Here is a 21,014-nt window from a genome sequence, read left to right on the forward strand (position 1 = left end):
CAATCTTTGGATATGCGCCAATAAAATGTGCGTAAGTGGTTGCCACTTCTGCAGAACATATTTGTGGTGGTTAATATGACGCCGGGGGTATGACCAAGCACTGTTTCGGTGCGATCGGCCGGCCCCATGTCAAGGTCCCGTTCGGCTTTCGAACATTCAACCGGTGCTGCGGTGAATGTCCGTGATCTGAACCGGGGCCGTTCTTGCGTGAAGAGCTGCAAGACGGGACGGGCAAGGATGAAGAGCGAAGGATAATGATGATCGTCAGACTGCTGTGCATGGTGTGGTTCTGGGTGGCAGCCGGCGTGGTCCAGGCGGCGGACTTCCGCGTGACCTTCATCAACCCGGGTGGTGAGACCGGTTTCTGGGGTGATGTGTCCAGAACCATGATGGCGGCTGCTGCCGACCTGAACGTCGACCTGGAAATCCTGCACGCCGATCGGCGTCCCTACGGTATGGAAGAGCTTCTCAGCCTCCGGCTGGAACGGGGGGAGCTGCCGGACTATTTCATTCTGGTCAACGAGAACCAGGCGGCAGCCCGTCTGATGCAGCTTATGGAGGGCCGGGAGAGCAAGGTTCTTTTCCTGCTCAACAAGCTGACGCCGAAGCAACGGGCCGACCTGGAACGCAGGAACATCGATCTTCATGGTATTATCGCCTCGGTCGTTCCGGACAATGAAACGGCCGGTTACGAGATGGCACAGTCGTTGTTTGCCGAAGCGCGGCGGCTCAACCCGGACGCAAGGGAAATCCGGTTGCTGTCCCTGACAGGCGATTCAACCACCCCTGCCGGATTGCAGCGGGAACTCGGCATGTTGCGGGCTGTCGCAGACAACAGCGACGTCAAACTGGTCCATGCCATTCCGGTCGACTGGAGCGAGGAACTTGCCTTCGCGCGGACGAAAAGCGTTTTGAACCGCACGCGAATTGACGTCGTCTGGGGTGCGAACGATGACATTGCTTTCGGCGCACAGCGTGCTGCAACCGATGCCGGGCTGACCATCGGCAAGGATATATTGTTCGCCGGGTTGAACTGGTCGAACCGCGGCATGAACGCGGTACGGTCCAACGAACTGACCATGACTCATGGCGGGCATTTCTTTGCAGGCGCCTGGGCGATCGTGATGCTGAGGGATCATTTCTTCAGAAGTGTTCAGGGGGAAGTTTTCGTCGATGTCGTGTTCAAGATGTCGCCGATCACCGCTCAGAACGTCGAGCTTTATCTCAGCAGGCTTGGTGACGGGAACTGGGACAAGATCGACTTTGCCCGTTTCTGCAAATCGTCTTCCAATCATAGCCACTACGATTTTTCAGCTGACGCCATTCTGGAAGCTGCCGGCAGTTGACCGGCGTGCCAGCTGGAAGGGGACGGCTGTTGTTTCTTTTCTCGTAACACTTTGAATTCTCACCTATCCAAGTCTGCTGTCCGGACGGTATAGATGCCTTGGAAGGGCCATTTGAAGAGCCCAGCGGGAGAGAGCCATGAGCGACGAAGCCGAACCGGGCAAAGCCTATAATCCGGAAACGGAAGGCGCCGAGATGCGCTTTGCGGACAAGATGTCCTATGGCGACTATCTGGGGCTGACGCAGATTCTGAATGCACAGGCACCCTTGTCGGATGCTTCCGACGAACTGCTTTTCATCATTCAGCACCAGACGTCGGAATTGTGGATGAAGCTCATGCTGCATGAGCTGAACGCCGCTCGCGATGCGATTGCCGATGATCACATGCCGCAGGCGATGAAGCTTCTTGCCCGGGTCAGCCGGATCATGGAGCAACTGAATTCTGCCTGGGATGTGCTGCGGACAATGACGCCGAGCGACTATACCCAGTTCCGGGATGCCCTCGGCATGTCCTCGGGCTTCCAGTCGCTGCAATACCGGCTGATCGAATATGCGCTGGGCAACCGGAACACGGCAATGATCCGACCGCACGAGCACGATGCGCAAAGCGTTGCTTTGCTGAATGCGGAGCTGGCCCGCCCCAGCCTTTACCAGGTCGTGCTGGCCTTCGCCCGCCGCCAGGGTCTCGATGTGCCGGACGACGCCATTGCGGTACCTGCATCTGCTCCGCATCTCGAAGTTCCCGCGATCATGACGCTCTGGCAGAAGGTTTACCGGGATCCGTCCGCCCATTGGGCACTTTACGAGGTCGGTGAGAAACTGGTTGATCTGGAAGACTACTTCCGCCGGTGGCGCTTCAATCATGTCACCACCGTGGAGCGGGTGATCGGCTTCAAACGTGGAACCGGCGGAACCGGCGGCGTCAGTTACCTGAAGCGCATGCTGGAAGTCGAACTCTTCCCCGAGCTCTGGCATGTGCGCACCGCACTCTGAAACAGACTGCGTCTCGTCATTCTTGGACGAATTGCATGTTTGCCATCGGCGTTTGTGCCGATAGAGTGTCGTTTCAAGAGCCCCGCAAGCGGGCTCAAGGGACTGAAGAGGGGATTTCCTATGTTGAAACAATTTGCTGCGGCCGCCAGCCTGGTGGCCATTCTGGCGGGAGCGGCACAGGCCGAACCCGTCAAGGTCGGCATGATCACGACCCTGTCCGGCGGTGGTGCAGGTCTTGGCATCGATGCACGTGACGGCTTCATGCTGGCGGTCAAACAGGCCGGCAACACGGATCTGGAAGTGATCATCGAAGACGACCAGCGCAAGCCGGACGTCGCGGTTCAGCTTGCCGACAAGATGATCCAGTCGGACAAGGTCGACGTCCTGACCGGCATTATCTGGTCGAACCTGGCCATGGCCGTCGTGCCGTCTGTCACGGCCCAGGGCAAGTTCTATCTGTCACCGAACGCCGGTCCGTCCGCTCTGGCCGGCAAGGGCTGCCATCCGAACTATTTCAGTGTTGCCTATCAGAACGACAACCTGCATGAGGCCGCAGGTGCCTACGCCAAGGAAGCCGGTTTCAAGAAGAGTTTCATCCTCGCGCCGAACTATCCGGCCGGCAAGGATTCGCTGACCGGATACAAGCGCTACTACGACGGTGAACTGGCGGGTGAGATCTACACCAAGCTGGGCCAGACCGACTATGCGGCCGAGATTGCCCAGATCCGCGCATCGGGCGCCGATAGCGTGTTCTTCTTCCTGCCTGGCGGCATGGGTATTTCCTTCCTGAAGCAATATGCCGACAGCGGCGTCGGTCTTCCGGTCGTTGGTCCGGCCTTTTCCTTTGATCAGGGTATCCTGCAGGCAGTCGGCGATGCTGCGCTGGGCGTGAAGAACACGAGCCAGTGGAGCAAGGATATCGACAACGATGCCAACAAGGCCTTCGTTGAAAGCTTCCAGGCCGAATACGGCCGCCTGCCCTCGCTTTATGCGGCCCAGGGCTTCGACACGGCCAACCTGCTGCTGTCGGCCATGGCGAAAGCGGATGTGACGGACGCTGACGGTTTCCGCGCAGCGCTTGAAGCAGCTGACTTCCCGTCCGTGCGCGGCAAGTTCAGCTTCGGCCCGAACCATCATCCGATCCAGGACATCTATGTTCGCGAGGTGATCAAGGAAGGTGATGTCTACACCAACAAGATCGTCGGAACGGCTCTGACCGATCATGGTGATGCCTATTCAGCCGAGTGCAAGATGTAAGACCCGGGGGGGTCTCCAAGCTTTGCGAAAGGCGCAGTCTCCGGGCTGCGCCTTTTTCTTTTTTGAAATCGTGGGGCTCCCGGCGGGTCCCGGCTCGCGCTTCGCCGGAAGTATGGGGCTGGGTTCAATTTCCTTTGCCGGCGAAATTACACCTCACCCGACTTCGGTCTTTCCAGGGCTTGCCCCTGTAATCCGCACCTTGACCATGCCTGCCGGGGCTGTGGTTTGGCGCAAGGGCAACGGCATGGATCCCATGGACGAGCCACGGGATGACGGCGAGCGAGCGGGAGAATAGAGGGCATGGATATGGCGACGCTTTGCCCTGCTTCCGTCATTGCAGGGCTTGACCCTGCAATCCATGCCGTGATCTCAGCGAACGCAGATGGTGTGGTCTGAAGCAAGCTACTTCCCGAACACACCTGTATCGATCATCTGCTGGAACATCTCTTCCATGGAGGTTTTCATCGGTCTGTAGGTTACGCCGAGGGCGCGTTTGCTTTTGGAATTGTCGGCGCGCCATTTCACGTCGACGTTGTTGGTGACGAATTTCCGTGAAATACCGCCGACGATCGGCCCGACCAGCCAGACGATCCATTTGGGTAGCGACTGGCGAGGCACCGGATAACGTTCGCCGTATTTCTCGATCAAGGCCTTGCCGAGTTCCAGAATGTTGGTGTCGTGGCCGGAGATGATATGCCGTCCCTCGGCCTCTTTCCGGAAGCCCGCCTCCATGTGTGCCCTGGCAAGGTCACGCACATCCACGACGCCAAGGCCAAGTTTCGGAGCGCCCCGTTTCATGGTGCCGTCGCCCATCTGGCGGACGATGTTGAAACTTTCGGATGTCGGCCTGGCGTTAAGGGCCGGACCGATCACCAGCGACGGATTGACGGTGACCAGCTCGTAGCGATCCTGAGCCCTGGCGATCTTCCAGGCTTCCTGTTCCGCAAGCGTTTTGGAATAGCTGTAGGGCTGGTATTCGAGGGAGGCGGTGGTGTTCCAGACCTCCTCCGTCAGTTTGCCACCGGGGGCTTTTAAGCAGTCGATTGCATCCGTGTAGATGGCCGCGCAGGAGCTGGTGACGACCACGCGTTTGACACTTGCAGTCCGCGCGGCGGTTTCCAGAACGCTCCGTGTGCCTTTCACTGCGGGCTCGATCAGTTCCCTCTGCGGGTCCTTGACCGATGTGGTGAAAGGGGAGGCCGTGTGGAAGACGATGGCACAGCCTGCCATCGCCTCGGCGTAGGAACCTTCCTCCAGCAAGTCGGCCCTGAAAAAACGCAAGGTGCCCGGAGATCCGGCCGCAATCTCCTGAAGGTGTGCGACCTTGTCCTTGCGGTCCGGGTCACGGACAGCAGCGTGCACCGTAATTCCGGCATCGAGCAATTCCTTCACCAGCCAGCCGGCAACATAGCCCGTGGCACCCGTTACCAGGACCGGTGCATCGGTGGAAAAATAGGTCATCGGATCTGGTCATCCTTCCTTTGAAGGCCGCTCTTGCGCCGGCAGCTTGTCCAAGCAGTGAGATAGCCGCTGGATGGTGTGCGTCAACACAGGAATTGTTTCTGCCATAGATGCCCGACCAGCAGGCAATAGGCGACAGACGATCTTGAAGACCTGCCCGGCGGACGTCGTATCCGGGGTGCGGACAGGCTGAGGACATGGGCGAGCAGGTCACGCTGCAGCGCAAAGTCAGTATTCGGATTTCGTTTTGCGATGCAAAACGAACCTCAATAGAAGTATGATGTAGAAAAATATGAAAGACTCGAAACCCGATTTCGTGCTACATCTGATGTCAAAATTGTGCCACACTGACGGTGCTGATCGACAGGTGACCGGGTTTTCGGGTCGAGAGCAGGGGTCGTTCCTGTTCTTGAAAAGCCTTTGAAAACAATATTTTGCCACTCGTTTGAGTAGGCTTGATTATCTACTAAAAATTTAGTTTGACAACATGGCGATGCTGTGACCATCTATTCGTAGCCGGTTAATGACGGCGTTTAATATCTCACGGGAGGAGATGCAGATGCGTAAGTATCTACTCACCGCAGTCGCAGCTGGTGCTGTGCTTGCGGGGGCAGGGTCCGCTTTTGCCGATGAAGCAGCGGCGCAAAAGTGGATCGACCAGGAATTCCAGCCATCCGTTCTGTCAAAAGATGAGCAGCTTGCAGAAATGCAGTGGTTCATCAATGCGGCCGAACCGTTCAAGGGCATGGAAATCAACGTCTTGTCCGAAGGCATTCCGACGCACTCCTATGAGTCGGAAGTTCTGACCAAGGCCTTCGAAGAAATCACCGGTATCAAGGTCAATCACCAGATCCTCGGCGAAGGGGAAGTGGTGCAGGCCGTGCAGACCCAGATGCAGACCGGCCGGAACCTCTATGACGCCTATGTCAACGACTCCGACCTGATCGGCACCCATTCCCGTCTGCAGCTCGCCTACAACCTGACCGACTGGATGAACGGCGACGCCAAGGATGTCACCAACCCGGGTCTCGACCTGGAAGACTTCATGGGCACCCAGTTCACAACCGGCCCGGACGGCGACCTCTATCAGTTGCCTGACCAGCAGTTCGCGAACCTCTACTGGTTCCGCAAGGACTGGTTCGACCGTGAAGACCTGAAGGCAGCCTTCAAGGAAAAATACGGGTATGAACTCGGCGTGCCGGTCAACTGGTCCGCATATGAGGATATCGCCGAATTCTTCACCAAGGACGTCAAGGAAGTCGACGGCGTCCAGATCTATGGTCACATGGACTACGGCAAGCGCGCACCGGACCTCGGCTGGCGCATGACCGATGCCTGGCTGTCCATGGCGGGTGCAGGCGACAAGGGCGAGCCGAACGGCGTACCGGTTGACGAGTGGGGCATCCGCATGGAAGCCGGCACCTGTAACCCGGTTGGCGCTTCGGTATCCCGCGGTGGTGCTGCAAACGGCCCGGCGGCCGTCTATGCGATCCGCAAGTGGGACGAATGGCTGCGGAACTATGCGCCTCCGGGTGCTGCCAGCTTCGACTTCTATCAGTCCCTGCCGGCTCTCAGCCAGGGCAACGTTGCCCAGCAGATCTTCTGGTACACCGCGTTCACCGCGGACATGGTGAAGCCGAAGTCCGAAGGCAACAACACGGTTGACGACGAAGGCACGCCGCTGTGGCGCATGGCTCCGAGCCCCCATGGTCCTTACTGGGAAGAAGGCCAGAAGGTCGGCTACCAGGACGTGGGTTCCTGGACCATCCTGAACTCCACTCCGGTGGATCGTGCGAAAGCAGCCTGGCTCTATGCCCAGTTCGTGGTTTCCAAGACGGTTGACGTGAAGAAGAGCCATGTCGGTCTCACCTTCATTCGCGACAGTACCGTGCGTCACGAGTCCTTCACCGAGCGTTCTCCGAAGCTCGGCGGCCTGGTCGAGTTCTATCGCTCGCCGGACCGTGTTGCCTGGTCCCCGACCGGCATCAACGTTCCGGACTATCCGAAGCTGGCCCAGATCTGGTGGCAGCAGATCGGTGACGTGAACTCCGGCGCGTTCACGCCGCAGGAAGCCATGGATCGTTTGGCACAGGAAATGGACATCGTAATGGCCCGCATGCAGCAGGCTGACGAACGCGCCAACGTCTACGGTGGCTGCGGTCCGCGTCTGAACGAAGAGTCAGATCCGCAAGAATGGCTGAACAAGCCGGGCGCACCGAAGGCAAAGCTCGAAAACGAGAAGCCGCAGGGCCAGACCGTGAACTACGACGAGCTGGTCGCACGCTGGGCTGAAAAGTAAACCTGAGCGCGACGTGCAAGGGCATCGTGTCTGCCATGCAGAACATGGTGCCCGGGCACCCATCACCCAACAAACCGGACCGGGGCGTCTCCCCGGTCCACCACCGATCCGAAGCGACAGGGCGCGAAATCGATGTTTCGCCACTTGCACCTGTCCGGACGCGGGCGAAAAATAAATGTCTCTAGAACTTAAGAACGTCAGCAAGCGCGTTGCAGGCATCACCCATGTCAAGGAAACGAGCCTGACGCTGCATCCCGGTCACTTCAATGTTCTGCTTGGGGAAACCGGCTCGGGCAAGACCTCGCTGATCAAGCTGATGGCTGGTCTCGACAGCCTGGCGACAGGGCAGATCGTGCTCAATGGCAAGGACGTGTCCCGCCTGTCCGCGCAAAAGCGCAACATCAGCCTGGTGCACCAGTTTTTCGTCAACTACCCGCATATGTCTGTCTTCGACAACATCGCCTCGCCGCTGAAGGTTGCAGGTGTTGCCAGGTCGGAGATCGAAGGCCGGGTGGAAGAAGCGGCCAAGCTGATGAAGCTGAACCCGTATCTCAACCGCAAGCCGCATGAACTGTCGGGTGGCCAGCAGCAGCGCACCGCGCTGGCGCGGGCCATCGTCAAGGAAAGCGATGCGGTCTTCCTCGATGAACCGCTTGCCAACCTCGACTACAAGCTGCGCGAGGAACTGCGCGACCAGCTTCCGGAACTTTTTGCAGGCCGCGGCGCAGTCGTCGTCTACGCAACGTCCGAGCCTGAAGAGGCCCTTCTTCTGGGAGGGCATACGGCCCTCATGACCGACGGCAACGTGGTGCAGTTCGGCCCGACCGCCGACATCTATCGCAAGCCGAAGGATCTGGACGCTGCCAAGGTGTTCTCCAACCCGCCGATCAATGTCGCCTCGGTGACCAAGCGCGGAGACCTGGTGATCCTGAACGAGGTCACGAGCTGGCAGGCCACAGGTGCTGCGTCGGGACTTCAAGATGGCGCCTACACCCTTGCGATCCGGCCCAATCACGTGATGCCGGTGGCAAGTGCGCATCATACCGTGAAGCTTGACGGACACGTACTGGTGACGGAGCTCAGCGGTTCGGAAAGCAGTGCCCATTTCGACATGGACGGCAACGCCTGGGTCTCTCTGTCACCCGGTGTTCATCCCTATTCCGTCGGCGAGGTCCACACTTTCTACCTGGATCCGAGCCATTGTTTCTTCTTTGCGCCTGACGGCCAGCTGGTCGCCTGAGGAGAGGACATCATGGCACAAATCAAACTCTCCAATCTGCGTCACAGCTACCAGCCCAATCCGGTGAGCGATGCGGATTACGCCCTGAAGAAGATCGACCTGACGTGGGATGACGGCGGCGCCTATGCCCTGCTTGGCCCGTCGGGCTGCGGCAAGTCCACGCTGTTGAACATCATTTCCGGCCTGCTAGTTCCTTCTGAAGGCAAGATCCTGTTCAACAATCAGGACGTTACCTCGCTGCCGCCGGCAAAGCGCAATATTGCGCAGGTGTTCCAGTTTCCGGTCATCTACGACACGATGACCGTCTACGACAATCTGGCCTTTCCGCTCAGAAACCGCGGGCGGGACGAGGACACGGTCAAGCGCCGGGTCGCCGCGATCGCCGAAATGCTGGAAGTCAGCGACATGCTGAAGGTTCGGGCGGCAAATCTTTCGCCGGACAACAAGCAGAAGATCTCCATGGGCCGTGGCCTCATCCGCGAGGACGTCAACGTCGTCATGTTCGACGAGCCGCTGACGGTGATCGACCCACATCTGAAATGGAAGCTGCGATCCAAGCTGAAAGAGCTTCATCAGCGGGTCAAGGCGACCATGATCTACGTGACGCACGACCAGACCGAAGCGCTGACCTTTGCCGACCAGGTGGTGGTGATGCAGGACGGTGAAGTCGTGCAGATCGGGACGCCAGTGGAGTTGTTCGAACGTCCGGCCCACACTTTCGTCGGTCACTTCATCGGCTCTCCGGGAATGAACGTCCTGCCCTGCGACGTCCAGAACGGCGCCGCGTTCTTCCGCGGTGAAAAGGTCGCGCTGGAAGGCCCGGTGACTGCCGCCGGCGACGGCTCGGCGGAGATCGGGGTCCGTCCGGAATTCGTCAAGGTGTCTGCCGACGGTGCAGGCATTGCGGCGAAGGTCCGCAAGGTTGCCGATATCGGCCGCCACAAGGTGGTTGAGGCGATCGCTCATGACATGCGTATCAACGCCATTCTGGAGGGCGAAGCGCCCAATGCCGGAGACGACGTGATGCTCGACTTCAAACAATCCCAGACGCGTCTCTACAAGGACGGCTGGCTGGCGAGCCAGCCTGAGGGAGGGGCCCGATGAAAACGCAAAATCAACGCGCCTGGTTCTTCGTAACCCCGGTGCTCATTCTTGTCGCCTTCAACGCGCTCATCCCGATGATGACCGTGGTGAACTACTCCGTTCAGGAAACCTTCGGCGACAACCTGTTCTTCTGGCAGGGTCTGGACTGGTTCGAGCAGGTGCTTCGCTCGGAGCGTTTTCACAATGCGCTCGGACGGCAGTTCCTGTTCACTTTCCTGATCCTGATTATCGAGGTGCCGCTTGGTGTCGCCATTGCGCTGTCCATGCCCAAGAAGGGGTTCTGGGTGCCGTTCTGCCTCGTCACCATGGCCTTGCCGATGCTGATCCCGTGGAACGTGGTCGGCGCGATGTGGAACATCTTCACCCTGCCGGACATCGGTCTGCTCGGTTACTTCCTGAACCACACCCTGGGCATTTCCTATGACATGACCCAGAACCCGATCGCTGCCTGGGTGACGATCATCGTCATGGATGTCTGGCACTGGACATCGCTGGTGGTGCTCCTGGCCTATGCCGGTCTGGTTTCGATCCCGAACGCCTATTATCAGGCGGCGGAAATCGACGGAGCCTCTCGCTGGGCGGTGTTCCGCTTCATCCAGTTGCCGAAGATGAAAACGGTGCTGACCATTGCCGTGCTGCTGCGCTTCATGGACAGCTTCAACATCTACACCGAGCCTTTCGTGCTGACGGGCGGTGGTCCGGGCAACTCCACGACGCTGCTCTCGATCGATCTTGTGAAGATCGCACTGGGTCAGTTCGACCTTGGACCGGCAGCCGCCATGTCCCTCATCTACTTCGCCATCACGTTGTTCGCCTCCTGGCTGTTCTACACGCTGATGACGATGAACGACAACAAGTCCTGAGGAGAACCGTCATGCGCCTGAAAAGCCTGGTTCCCATCCTGTACATTCTCTTCCTGATGTTGCCGATCTACTGGCTCGTCGCGATGAGCTTCAAGACCACCAACGAGATCCTGTCCGGGTTCACGCTGTTCCCGCAGACCTGGACCTTCGCCAACTACATCGAGATCTTCACCGATCCGACCTGGTACTGGGGCTACATCAACTCGATCATCTACGTGACCATCAACACGGTCATTTCGATCACCGTCGCGCTGCCGGCAGCCTATGCTTTCTCCCGCTATTCCTTCGTGGGCGACAAGCACCTGTTCTTCTGGCTGCTGACAAACCGGATGGCACCGGCTGCCGTCTTCGCGCTGCCCTTCTTCCAGCTCTATTCCGCCGTCGGCCTGTTCGACACCCATCTTGCCGTTGCACTGGCACACTGCCTGTTCAACGTGCCGCTGGCGGTCTGGATTCTGGAGGGTTTCATGAGCGGGGTGCCGAAGGAACTGGACGAAACCGCCTATGTGGACGGCTATTCCTTCCCGCGTTTCTTCATGACGATCTTCCTGCCGGCCATCAAGTCCGGCGTTGGAGTGGCCGCCTTCTTCTGCTTCATGTTCTCCTGGGTGGAAATGCTGCTGTCCAAGACACTTACCGCCGTCGAGGCGAAACCCATTGCCGCCGTGATGACCCGAACCGCTTCCTCCGCCGGTTACGAACTGGGTCTGCTGGCGGCCGCCGGGACCCTGACCATCATTCCCGGCGCCATCGTCATCTATTTTGTCCGTAACTACATTGCCAAGGGCTTTGCCCTGGGGAGGGTATGATGCTCGGTTGGATGGCCTGGACCCTGCCGACGGCTCTGCTGTTCGTCGGTATATTCTCCGCAATCGGGGTGCTGACCGCCCTGGAAGTGAAATTTCCCGGTGGAGCTGCCCGGCGCGGTGTCCTGGGACTGGAAACGACCCGGGGCGACCGCCTCTTCATCACCTTGCTCGGAACGGCCTATATCTTTCTGGCCTGGCTGGGCCTGGTGGGCAACCCGCTCTGGTGGCCGCTCGCCCTGAGCATCGGTTGGGGCGTCTTCTGCTTCTGGAAAGTCTGACGTGAATAAAGGCGCGCGGGTTTCCCGCGCGTTTCGTCCATCAGGTGGTCTCTATCATGGGAGAAACCCGAACACCTTCGTCGACTAAAGACATAGTAATTTCCGATATTCTGGTGCATGAATAGATGCGTAAGCCACATCCATTCCGCAATCGGTGCAGGACTGTAATGAGAAAGCGTAAGAGCAACGAGTTTTTGACCGAAGTCGAACTGGAGTTCATGACCGAACTCTGGAAACTCGGCGAAGGTTCCGTGCGGGACATCCTTGCATGTCTGCCGCCTGAGAGAAAACTCGCCTATACGTCCTGCGCCACCATCATGCGGATTTTGGATGAAAAAGGCTTCGTGGACAGCCGCAAAGAAGGCAAGACATTCATCTATTCCCCTCGGCTGACCAGGGATACCTACCAGTCCCGATCTCTCCGAAACCTTTCAGAAAAACTGTTCGACGGCACGCCGGCGTCACTCGTGGCCCGACTTGTCGATGAATACGAACTATCGGGAGACGATCTGGAGGAAATCAGAGCGTTGCTGGACAGGAGGAGGACAGATGACGCTACTTAACCAGATTTTCGATATCTATATCGATCTGAACATCACACTGGCCATTACCGCAATGGTGTGGCTGAGCGCCAAACTTCTGCTGGCTCGTTCCGGCAAGAAGGTCGACTTTTCCGTACAGCTTGGGCTGCTGAACGGCTTGTTCGCCCTGATCCTGCTAACACCCTTCGCCGTCATGGGCTACCAGCACATGCTGTCGGCGGAGGTGGTCCCGCGGACCATGTCCGTCAACCTGGCCGATTACGCCGTGTCGCAGTACCTGCGTGGCGGCATCGCCATTTCGGCGGAAGACTTCCAGTCACTGCTCGGACTGCGCACGCAGATCAGCGAAACGATCTTGACCCTGTCTACCGGTCTGGGTGCCGGGATTGCGTTGGCTTTCGTGGCCGGGTTCAGCTATTTCGCGCTGAAGCTTCTCGTCAGCTTCGTCCGATTGTACCGGGTGCTGGCAACCTGCCATGAATGGCGGAGCAATGGCCGTGTGCTGCTGCTGCTGTCGGATCGCGCAATGGTGCCGTTTTCCGCACGTGGGCTGAGGCGCCACTACGTGGTCATTCCGTCCGACCTGCTGGCCGAGCCGGAAGACCTGAAGCTGGTTCTCAAGCACGAGTTCCAGCATCTGCGCCAGGGCGATGTCACCTGGGAAATCGGGCTTGAACTGCTGCGCCCGCTGTTCTTCTGGAACCCGTTCTTCTACATGTGGAAGTCGGAAGTCGAGCGTCTGCGTGAACTGGCCTGCGATCAGAAGGTCGCCGAAAACGCCCATGTGGACCTGAGGTCCTATTGCATGTGTCTGCTCCGCGCCGCCCAGGCGGGGATCCGCAAGCGCCAGGACAAGGAAGCGCGAAAGCGTTCCGTCGGGATCGCAGCCGTTGCCCTTTTGGAGGTGCAGGACAAGCTGCTTCGCCGTTCCCCGGCCGCGAAACTGCGTCGCCGGGTGGAAGCCTTGCTGGAGACCAATCGGGTTCGTCCTCATTGGGGTGTTACCTGCCTGGCCGTGCTGCCCATGGTGGCGGTGGTCTTCCTGTCGGCACTGTCGATCCAGAAACCGGCGGACTGGAGCCAGGATCGGCTGATGCTGTCGGCCATCATCAATCTGGAACGCCTGGAAACCAGAAACGGTTCGAACGGGCAGCAGGCCTATAATACCTTTGCGCAGCGCCCGCTGCGCTGAGTGATCCAACACTGCTCCGGGCGGAAAGTCGTCCGGAGCAGGGGCATTCCCCCTCTGTTCCGCAAACCTTGAGGCTTTGCTCCGGCGAGCGACCTCAAGCTCCCGTTCGTGCTGCGCGTGCCTCGATTGCGGGTCATTCAAAAATATCCATCTGGAAATCATTCGCCATTCAGGTGATTACTGAACCGTGCCTGCACAGGGGCGGTGCCTCGTGGCTGGCGAGAAATGAAGTTCATCGTCGGCGGCGGTGTCGGGCAATCCAGAGATCTTGAGCGCGTGCAAGAAACAGGTCCATCCAGGTCAGCCAAATCCATACGGATCAGGGGTCTTGTCCAGGGCGTCGGGTTTCGGCCGTTTGTCTGGCAGGTTGCAAGGGGCCTGGGTCTTGCCGGTCATGTTCTGAACGACGGCGAAGGTGTGCTGATCGAAGCAAGTGGTGACGAGCGGTCGCTTGACCTTTTTCTGGGCCGTCTGCAATCGGACGCGCCACTGCTGGCACGTATCGACCAGATTGTTGTGTCCGATCTGGCAGATGCGCCCGCTGCCAGAGATTTCAGAATTCTGCCGAGTGAAGAAGGCAAGGTCGCCACTGGCGTGGTACCGGACGCCGCAACGTGTCCAGCCTGCCTGGCCGACATCCGCAACCCGGCCGACAGGCGTTACCGCCATGCCTTTACCAATTGCACCCATTGCGGACCACGCCTGTCCATCCTGCGGCACATTCCTTATGACCGGGCCTCGACAGCCATGGCAGCCTTCGAAATGTGCCGGACGTGCCGCAATGAATATGAAGACCCGGCTGACCGGCGCTTTCATGCCCAACCGATTGCCTGTCCGCAGTGCGGGCCGAAACTCTGGTTTGAGGACAAAGACGGATGTGCCGTTGATGGCGATCCTGTCGTCCTTGCCGCCGCGTGGCTCAGGCGCGGTGCCATTCTGGCGATCAAGGGTCTTGGCGGGTTTCAGATAGCGGTCGATGCAAGCAATCAGAGCGCCATTGAAAAGCTGAGGTTGCGCAAGCACCGTCCGGTCAAGCCACTCGCCCTTATGGCGCGGGATCTGGACCAGATCCGGGGCTTCGCCTTGGCTGATGCAAAAGAGGTGGCGCTGCTGGAAAGCCCGGCGGCACCGATCGTTCTGCTTAAGAAAGCAGGCGCACCACTGGCGCCCGGTATCGCCGGTCCGTTCGACCGCCTGGGTGTCATGCTGCCGAACACCCCCTTGCACCATCTGCTGATGGCCGAGCTGAAGGGGCCGATCGTGCTGACCTCCGGAAATCTTTCCGAGAACCCGCAGGAAACACAAAACGAATGGGCCCGGCACAACCTTGCAGGCATTGTCGACGGGTTCCTGATGCACAACCGCGACGTGGTCAACCGGCTGGATGACAGCGTCGTTCGTCAGGATCGATCCGGCGTTTCCATCCTGCGCCGCGCGCGCGGATACGCTCCGTCGCCGATCCGTCTGCCCACTTCTTTCGAGGGGGCGCCGAAGGTTCTTGCTTTTGGGGGAGAGCTGAAGGCGACCTTCTGCCTTCTCGACGGCCGCAATGCAGTCCTGTCGCAGCATATCGGCGATCTTGAAAACGCGCCGACCCTAGCGGACTACAAGAAGATGCTGAAGCTCTATCTGGACCTCTACCAGTTCGAGCCTGATATTGTCGCCGTCGATGCACATCCTCAATATCTGTCGACGCGGACCGGCGAAGACTTTGCCCGGGAGCGTGGCCTGCCGCTGGTTCGGGTGCAGCATCACCATGCGCATCTTGCGGCCTGTCTGGCTGACCAGGGGCAAGACCAGGCGATGCCCGGGAACGTTCACGCCGTTGTTCTGGACGGGCTGGGCTGGGGTGCGGACGGGACGGTCTGGGGCGGTGAAATCCTTCAGGGAAGCTACGGCGGCTTCGTGCGGTGTGGCCATTTCCGGCAAGTGCCGTTGCCGGGAGGAGAGGCTGCAAACCGGGAGCCGTGGCGCAATCTGGCAGCGCAATTGTTTACTGACTTTGGAGTGAACTACCGCGCCAACCTGGTGGGAACCGGTCTGGAAACCAGGTTTGCCGGCCATCAGGCAAAGCTGCTTGATCAGATGATGCAGAAAGGTGTCAACGCACCGATGACGTCCTCTGCCGGGCGACTGTTAGATGCGGTGGCTGCCGCGCTTGATATTTGTCCGGACAAGCAAGGCTTCGAAGGTGAGGCTGCAATGCAGCTGGAGGTGCTGGCGCGAGCCTCCGTGGCTGGCAAGGAAGGATATCCGGTGGAGGTGACGACGTCGGAGACCGTAAAGCTGTCGTTCGACAAGGTCTGGCCTGCGCTTCTTGGCGATCTCAAATCGGGAGTGAAGCATGAGACTATCTCCGCGCGCTTTCACCAAGGCCTGATCGACGGCCTTGCGCGCAGCCTGTCGGTTGCAGGCGCAAGACCATCCGGAAAGGTCGTTCTCTCCGGTGGCGTTTTCCAGAACGCCTTCCTGCGCGACGGCCTGACCGAGAAGCTGGAAACCGATGGCTACACCGTTCTCAACCACAAAAGTGTGCCCGCCAATGATGGCGGCCTTGCGCTCGGTCAGGCGGTGATCGCAGCAAATTTGCAAGCGCCCTCAACCTTCGATGACTGATTATTTTCCCTGACTGAAGGTCCTTGAACGCGCCTCGGTCAGCAGGATCGACTGATAGGTCATCGGGTGCCATCTGCCCCGATTTTAAGCAGGTTGATCTTCCTCAAAGACGTTTTCCTGCAAGTCTGGAAGCGTGGAACCACTCGGAAATTTCACAAGTGTATTGCGGGTCGTTGCCATCATGTGCTGCAGTCCGGTTTGATCTGAAATCGATTTAGCGGCAGGGCGCAACACCAGTCAGTCACTTCCGGACGGAACGGTCATCGCCTACGCGGGTGCAAACTGCTTTGGGTATCAGGAGGGAGGGGCCATGGACAACGGGCACAAGACCGGGAACGGGGTCTCCACGGCCATCTGCGGAACCGCGCCTGTTCCTGCCGAAGAGATCGAAGCGATCTGCGCGCAATTCGGCAACGACAAGCACCGAATGCTCGACATCCTGCGTGAGGTGCAGGACCACTACCGCTGCATCGCCCCGGCCACCATGGACCATGTTGCCGCCTCTACCGGTCTCACCCGGATCGAGGTGGAGGGCGTTGCCAGCTTCTATTCCTTCCTCTCCCTGGCGCCGAAAGGCAGGGTCACCATTCGGCTGTGTAACGATATCGTCGACCGGTTCTCCGGGGTGTCAGAGGTTGCCTGTGTTTTTGAAGAGGAGCTTGGGCTCAAAATCGGCGAAACCAGCAACGACGGTGCGTTTTCGCTGGAATACACTCCCTGCATCGGCATGTGCGATCAGGCGCCAGCCGCGATGGTCAACGACATCGTCCTGACGAAACTGACGCCGGAGACCGCGCGCAGCGCCGCGCAGGCGCTGAAGGCGGGCCGAAGCCCGGAGCAGTTGATCAGCGAGAGGTTCGAGGCGCTGACACCTTCCGAACGCGCCTTGCATATGGTCGACAACAACATCCGCCATGCGGGTGAAGTGCTGTTGGGGCCTGTTCCAGAAGACGCCGGGCTTGCCAAGGCGGCCACGATAACACCGACGCAGATCATCTCCGCGATCGAGGAAAGCGGCTTGCGCGGCTGTGGCGGCGCAGGCTTTACCACCGGCCGGAAATGGCGTTTTGCCGCCAGCGAGCGTGCCGAAAAGCATTTCGTCATCTGCAATGCCGATGAAGGTGAACCGGGCACCTTCAAGGACCGCGTCCTCCTGACCGAACGGCCGCATCTCCTGATCGAAGGCATGACTATAGCGGCAAGGGCTGTCGGTGCGCGCGAGGGCATCCTTTATCTGCGCGGTGAATATGTCTATCTGCGCGAGCTTCTTCTTCAGGTACTGGAAGAACGACGCCGGCGCGGTCTTCTCGGCAAGGACATTCTGGGTGTTAAGGGCTTTGATTTCGATATCCGCCTGCAGCTTGGCGCCGGCGCTTATATATGCGGCGAGGAAGGTGCGCTTATCAGCTCCTGTGAGGGCCTGCCGGGCGAACCCAAGACACGGCCGCCGTTCCCGGTGAACCGCGGCTATCTCGGGTATCCGACGGTGGTCAACAACGTTGAGACCTTCTGTCATGCCGCGCGCATTCTCGACAAGGGGGCGGCATGGTTCAATGCCATGGGCATGGAAGGCTCGCACGGCACCAAGCTGTTCTCCGTCTGTGGCGATTGCCTGAACCCGGGTATCTATGAACTGCCTTACGGACACACGGTCCGGGAACTGCTGGCGATGGTCGGCGGCGAGGATGCCGCCGCGGTTCAGGTTGGCGGACCGAGCGGCACGATGATTGCCCGCGACAGCTTTCACCGTAAACTGACGTTCGACGACCTTGCGACCGGCGGGGCGATCATCGTCTTCAACGGCGAACGCAACGTTCTGGAGATCGTCGAATACTACATGTCCTTCTTCGTGCATGAGAGCTGCGGCTATTGCACGCCCTGCCGGGTCGGCAACGTCTTCCTGCAGAAGGCGATCCAGAAGTTCCGCAAGGGGCTCGCGAACCCGGAGGACATCGACTACCTCAAGGACCTCTCCGGTACGATCATCGAGACCAGCCGCTGCGGTCTCGGGATGACGTCTCCCAACCCGGTTCTCACCACCTTGAAGAACTTTCCGCTGGTCTATTCGGCGGTGATCAAGCCGAGCAAGGACGGCATCCGCGATACGTTCGACATCCAGTCGGCCATCGACGGGGCACGCAAGATCGCCAAGCGCCGCTCCTATATCTTCGACAAGGATTTCACCCAATGAGCGGCACGAAGAGAGAGACCGGCTTCACCTTCACCATCGACGGGGTGGAGATCACCGCCTATGCGGGCCAGACTATCATGGAAGCGGCCGACGAGGCCGGGGTCTATATCCCTCGCCTGTGCGATCACGAAGGCCTGCGCCATCAGGGCAGTTGCCGGGTCTGCACGGTGAAGGCGGGCGGGCGCAGCGTTGCCGCCTGCACCCAGCCGGCGGCACCGGGGCAGGCGGTGGAAAACGAGACACCGCGCCTGACCAAGATGCGCCGCGACCTGGTGGAAATGCTGTTTCACGAGGGCAATCACCTTTGTCCGATCTGCGAGGCCAGTGGCAATTGCGAGCTTCAGGCCATGGCCTACAGGCTGGACATGACGGAAGCCACCAGGTTTCCCTATCTGGAACCGTGCCGGGCGCTGGATGCCTCCCATCCCGACATCGCGCTGGACACCAACCGCTGCATTTCCTGCGGGCGCTGCATCCGCGCGTCCCAGGACGTCGATGGCAAGGGCATCTTCGGTTATGTCGGCCGCGGCATTCACCGCCGTGTGGCAGTCAACGGCGAGAACCTTGCCGATACCGATGCCGAGGTGACCGATCACGCGATTTCGGCAGAGGTCTGCCCGGTTGGCTGCATCATCCGCAAGCGCGTCGGCTTCACCGTTCCCATCGGCGAGCGGGAATTCGATCATGGCCTGATCGGTCACGACATCGAGGAGAAGCGCAAATGAGCGAGCTGCCCAAGGCCCGGATCGCGACCGCTTCTCTTGCCGGCTGTTTCGGCTGTCACATGGCGATCCTGGATATCGACGAGCGCCTGATCGAACTGATGCAGCTTGTCGACGTCGACCGCTCGCCGCTTACCGACAAGAAGCGCTTCACCCAGCGGTGCGACATCGGCATCATCGAGGGTGGCTGCTGCAACGAGGAAAACGTGCATGTGCTGCATGACTTCCGGCGCAACTGCGATGTGCTGATCGCGCTCGGCCAATGCGCGATCATGGGTGGGCTGCCGGCCATGCGCAACGCGATCATGCATTCAGACGCGCCGCTGCGTGAATGTCTGGACGAGGCCTATATCACTGGCAAATACATCCGCAACACGACCCACAACGTGCCCAACGACCCGGCTCTGCCCTTGCTTCTGGACGAGGTTTATCCGTGTTCCCAGGTGGTGGAGATCGACTACCAGATCCCTGGTTGTGCACCCAGTGGGGACATCATCTTCGACACGCTTTCCAAGCTGCTGACCGGCAAGTTCCGGGGCTTCGAGCGTGAAATGATCAAGTTCGACTGAGGGTGATGGCGATGACTGAGCCCAGACTGATTGAAATCTCTCCTGTCACCCGCGTGGAAGGCCATGGCAAGGTGACGATCCACCTGAACGCGGAAAACGAGGTGGATGAAGCCCGGCTGCACATTGTCGAATTCCGCGGCTTCGAGCGGTTCATCCGCGGCCGGCTGATGTGGGAAGTGCCGGTGATCGTGCAGCGGCTTTGCGGCATCTGCCCTGTCAGCCACCATCTGGCGGCAGCAAAAGCCATGGACATGATCGCCGGTGTCGATCAGTTGACGCCGACGGCGGAAAAGATGCGCCGGCTGATGCATTACGGCCAGGTGATGCAGTCCCACGTGCTGCACTTCTTCCACCTGGCAGCGCCCGATCTCCTGTTCGGCTTCGGTGCGCCTGCGGAAAAGCGCAACATCTTCGAGGTGATCAAGGAAAATCCGGAACTCGGCAAGCGCGCCGTCCTGATGCGCAAATACGGGCAGGAGATCATCGAGGCGACGGCAGGCAAGAAAGTGCACGGCACCGGCGCCATTCCCGGTGGTATCAATCGCAACCTGCCCATCGAACGGCGGGATCATTTTCTCGCCTCGGTGGACCAGATGATCGAATGGTCCCTGGATGCGGTGAAACTCGCCAGGAACTACACGCTGGAGCATGAAGACCTGGTTGCCGAGTTCGGGTCGTTCCCCTCCAACTACATGTCACTGGTGCGCGAGAGCGACGGAGCTCTCGATCTCTATCACGGCAATCTGCGGGCTCTCAGCTCCACCGGAGACATGATCTTCGATCAGGTGCCTTACACGAAATATCACGAGCTGATTGTCGAGGACGTGCGCTCCTGGTCGTACATGAAATTCCCCTTCATCAAGACGCTTGGGCCTGACGCCGGCTGGTATCGGGTCGGGCCATTGGCACGCATGAACACGGCAGCCTTCATCGATACGCCTCTTGCCGATGCCGCTCTGAAAGACCTCAAGGCCGTGACGTGCGGTACGCCGAACAATTCCACGCTGGCCAATCACTGGGCGCGGATGATCGAGGTTCTGCATTGCGTGGAGAAGATCCGGGAGCTTCTGAACGACCCGGATCTGCAAGGGACGGATCTGATTGCCAAAGGGGACCGGCGCGAGGAAGGCATCGGGGTGATCGAGGCTCCACGTGGAAACCTCATCCACCATTACAAGGTCGATGAACATGACCAGGTGACCTATTGCAACCTGATCGTCTCCACGACCCATAACAACGAAGGCATGAACCGCGCGGTGAAGGATGTCGCGGTCAAGCATCTTTCGGGCAAGGAGCAGATTACCGAGGGCATGCTCAACCATGTCGAAGTCGCGATCCGCGCCTATGATCCATGCCTTTCGTGTGCCACCCACGCTCTCGGTCAGATGCCGCTGCAGGTAGAGCTGTTCAATGCGGACGGCGCACTTGTCGACAGCCTGACGCAGTGTGTTTGAGCGTGGGGAGGTTCAGCGGAATGAATACCTCTCAGATGGTCATCCCGGACGCAGCAAAGCGGAGATCCGGGATCGGCGAG

At 59.4% G+C, this 21,014-nt stretch carries 18 protein-coding genes; 17 read left to right on the plus strand and 1 reads right to left on the minus strand.

The genetic code is table 11. The features are described from left to right. The first annotated feature begins 254 nt into the window (after positions 1-254). The 4 genes from B0E33_RS17190 to B0E33_RS17205 all read left to right on the plus strand — a co-directional run bounded on the left by B0E33_RS17190 (position 255) and on the right by B0E33_RS17205 (position 3,889). Entirely contained in the window at positions 255-1,346 is a 1,092-nt protein-coding gene (locus B0E33_RS17190; protein ID WP_077291871.1) for an ABC transporter substrate-binding protein, read from the plus strand. Between the two features lie 136 nt (positions 1,347-1,482). Further along, positions 1,483-2,337 (plus strand): tryptophan 2,3-dioxygenase, encoded by an 855-nt coding sequence (kynA, locus tag B0E33_RS17195; RefSeq protein WP_023003061.1) that lies wholly within the window; start codon positions 1,483-1,485, stop codon positions 2,335-2,337. A 120-nt stretch (positions 2,338-2,457) separates the two neighbouring features. Then, a complete protein-coding gene (locus B0E33_RS17200) occupies positions 2,458-3,594 on the plus strand; it encodes an ABC transporter substrate-binding protein (RefSeq protein ID WP_077291872.1) in 1,137 nt (378 codons plus the stop codon). Positions 3,595-3,706: 112 nt separating this feature from the next. Further along, on the plus strand, positions 3,707-3,889 hold the full coding sequence (locus B0E33_RS17205) for a hypothetical protein (RefSeq protein ID WP_156912424.1): 183 nt from the start codon (positions 3,707-3,709) through the stop codon (positions 3,887-3,889). 107 nt (positions 3,890-3,996) lie between these two features. On the opposite strand, the gene B0E33_RS17210 is transcribed toward B0E33_RS17205, so the two are convergent. Then, positions 3,997-5,055 (minus strand): NAD-dependent epimerase/dehydratase family protein, encoded by a 1,059-nt coding sequence (locus B0E33_RS17210; RefSeq protein ID WP_077291874.1) that lies wholly within the window; start codon positions 5,053-5,055, stop codon positions 3,997-3,999. Between the two features lie 559 nt (positions 5,056-5,614). Between B0E33_RS17210 and B0E33_RS17215 the strand changes: the two genes are divergently transcribed. The 13 genes from B0E33_RS17215 (at position 5,615) to B0E33_RS17275 (ending at position 20,934) form a co-directional block, all read left to right on the plus strand. Next, positions 5,615-7,354, plus strand: coding sequence for an ABC transporter substrate-binding protein (locus tag B0E33_RS17215; RefSeq protein ID WP_031270305.1), 1,740 nt, complete (start codon positions 5,615-5,617; stop codon positions 7,352-7,354). A gap of 175 nt (positions 7,355-7,529) precedes the next feature. Continuing rightward, positions 7,530-8,594 (plus strand): ABC transporter ATP-binding protein, encoded by a 1,065-nt coding sequence (locus B0E33_RS17220; protein WP_023003066.1) that lies wholly within the window; start codon positions 7,530-7,532, stop codon positions 8,592-8,594. A gap of 12 nt (positions 8,595-8,606) precedes the next feature. Next, positions 8,607-9,698, plus strand: coding sequence for an ABC transporter ATP-binding protein (locus B0E33_RS17225; RefSeq protein WP_077291875.1), 1,092 nt, complete (start codon positions 8,607-8,609; stop codon positions 9,696-9,698). Next, complete coding sequence (locus tag B0E33_RS17230) at positions 9,695-10,561, plus strand: carbohydrate ABC transporter permease (RefSeq protein WP_023003068.1); 867 nt, start codon at positions 9,695-9,697, stop codon at positions 10,559-10,561. Before B0E33_RS17225 ends, B0E33_RS17230 begins: the two co-directional genes overlap by 4 nt. An 11-nt stretch (positions 10,562-10,572) precedes the next feature. Further along, entirely contained in the window at positions 10,573-11,370 is a 798-nt protein-coding gene (locus B0E33_RS17235) for a carbohydrate ABC transporter permease (RefSeq protein ID WP_023003069.1), read from the plus strand. After that, a complete protein-coding gene (locus B0E33_RS17240) occupies positions 11,367-11,648 on the plus strand; it encodes a DUF2160 domain-containing protein (protein WP_023003070.1) in 282 nt (93 codons plus the stop codon). The genes B0E33_RS17235 and B0E33_RS17240 overlap by 4 nt, the downstream gene beginning before the upstream one ends. Positions 11,649-11,842: 194 nt before the next feature. Then, positions 11,843-12,211 (plus strand): BlaI/MecI/CopY family transcriptional regulator, encoded by a 369-nt coding sequence (locus B0E33_RS17245; protein ID WP_208997651.1) that lies wholly within the window; start codon positions 11,843-11,845, stop codon positions 12,209-12,211. Beyond that, complete coding sequence (locus B0E33_RS17250) at positions 12,198-13,382, plus strand: M56 family metallopeptidase (RefSeq protein ID WP_077291876.1); 1,185 nt, start codon at positions 12,198-12,200, stop codon at positions 13,380-13,382. Before B0E33_RS17245 ends, B0E33_RS17250 begins: the two co-directional genes overlap by 14 nt. Positions 13,383-13,607: 225 nt before the next feature. Further along, positions 13,608-15,998, plus strand: coding sequence for a carbamoyltransferase HypF (gene hypF / locus B0E33_RS17255; protein WP_077291877.1), 2,391 nt, complete (start codon positions 13,608-13,610; stop codon positions 15,996-15,998). A 310-nt stretch (positions 15,999-16,308) separates the two neighbouring features. Continuing rightward, positions 16,309-18,189, plus strand: a complete 1,881-nt coding sequence (locus B0E33_RS17260) for an NAD(P)H-dependent oxidoreductase subunit E (protein WP_077291878.1) — start codon at positions 16,309-16,311, stop codon at positions 18,187-18,189. After that, positions 18,186-18,914 carry a 2Fe-2S iron-sulfur cluster-binding protein gene (locus B0E33_RS17265; protein ID WP_077291879.1) on the plus strand — a complete coding sequence of 243 codons (729 nt, stop codon included), beginning with the start codon at positions 18,186-18,188 and terminating at the stop codon, positions 18,912-18,914. The genes B0E33_RS17260 and B0E33_RS17265 overlap by 4 nt, the downstream gene beginning before the upstream one ends. Then, entirely contained in the window at positions 18,911-19,480 is a 570-nt protein-coding gene (locus tag B0E33_RS17270; protein ID WP_055656289.1) for an NADH-quinone oxidoreductase subunit B family protein, read from the plus strand. Before B0E33_RS17265 ends, B0E33_RS17270 begins: the two co-directional genes overlap by 4 nt. Before the next feature lie 11 nt (positions 19,481-19,491). Continuing rightward, entirely contained in the window at positions 19,492-20,934 is a 1,443-nt protein-coding gene (locus B0E33_RS17275) for a Ni/Fe hydrogenase subunit alpha (protein WP_077293406.1), read from the plus strand. Positions 20,935-21,014 lie beyond the last annotated feature (80 nt).

This window comes from Roseibium algicola, from assembly GCF_001999245.1.
In the GTDB taxonomy this organism is placed as follows: domain Bacteria; phylum Pseudomonadota; class Alphaproteobacteria; order Rhizobiales; family Stappiaceae; genus Roseibium; species Roseibium algicola.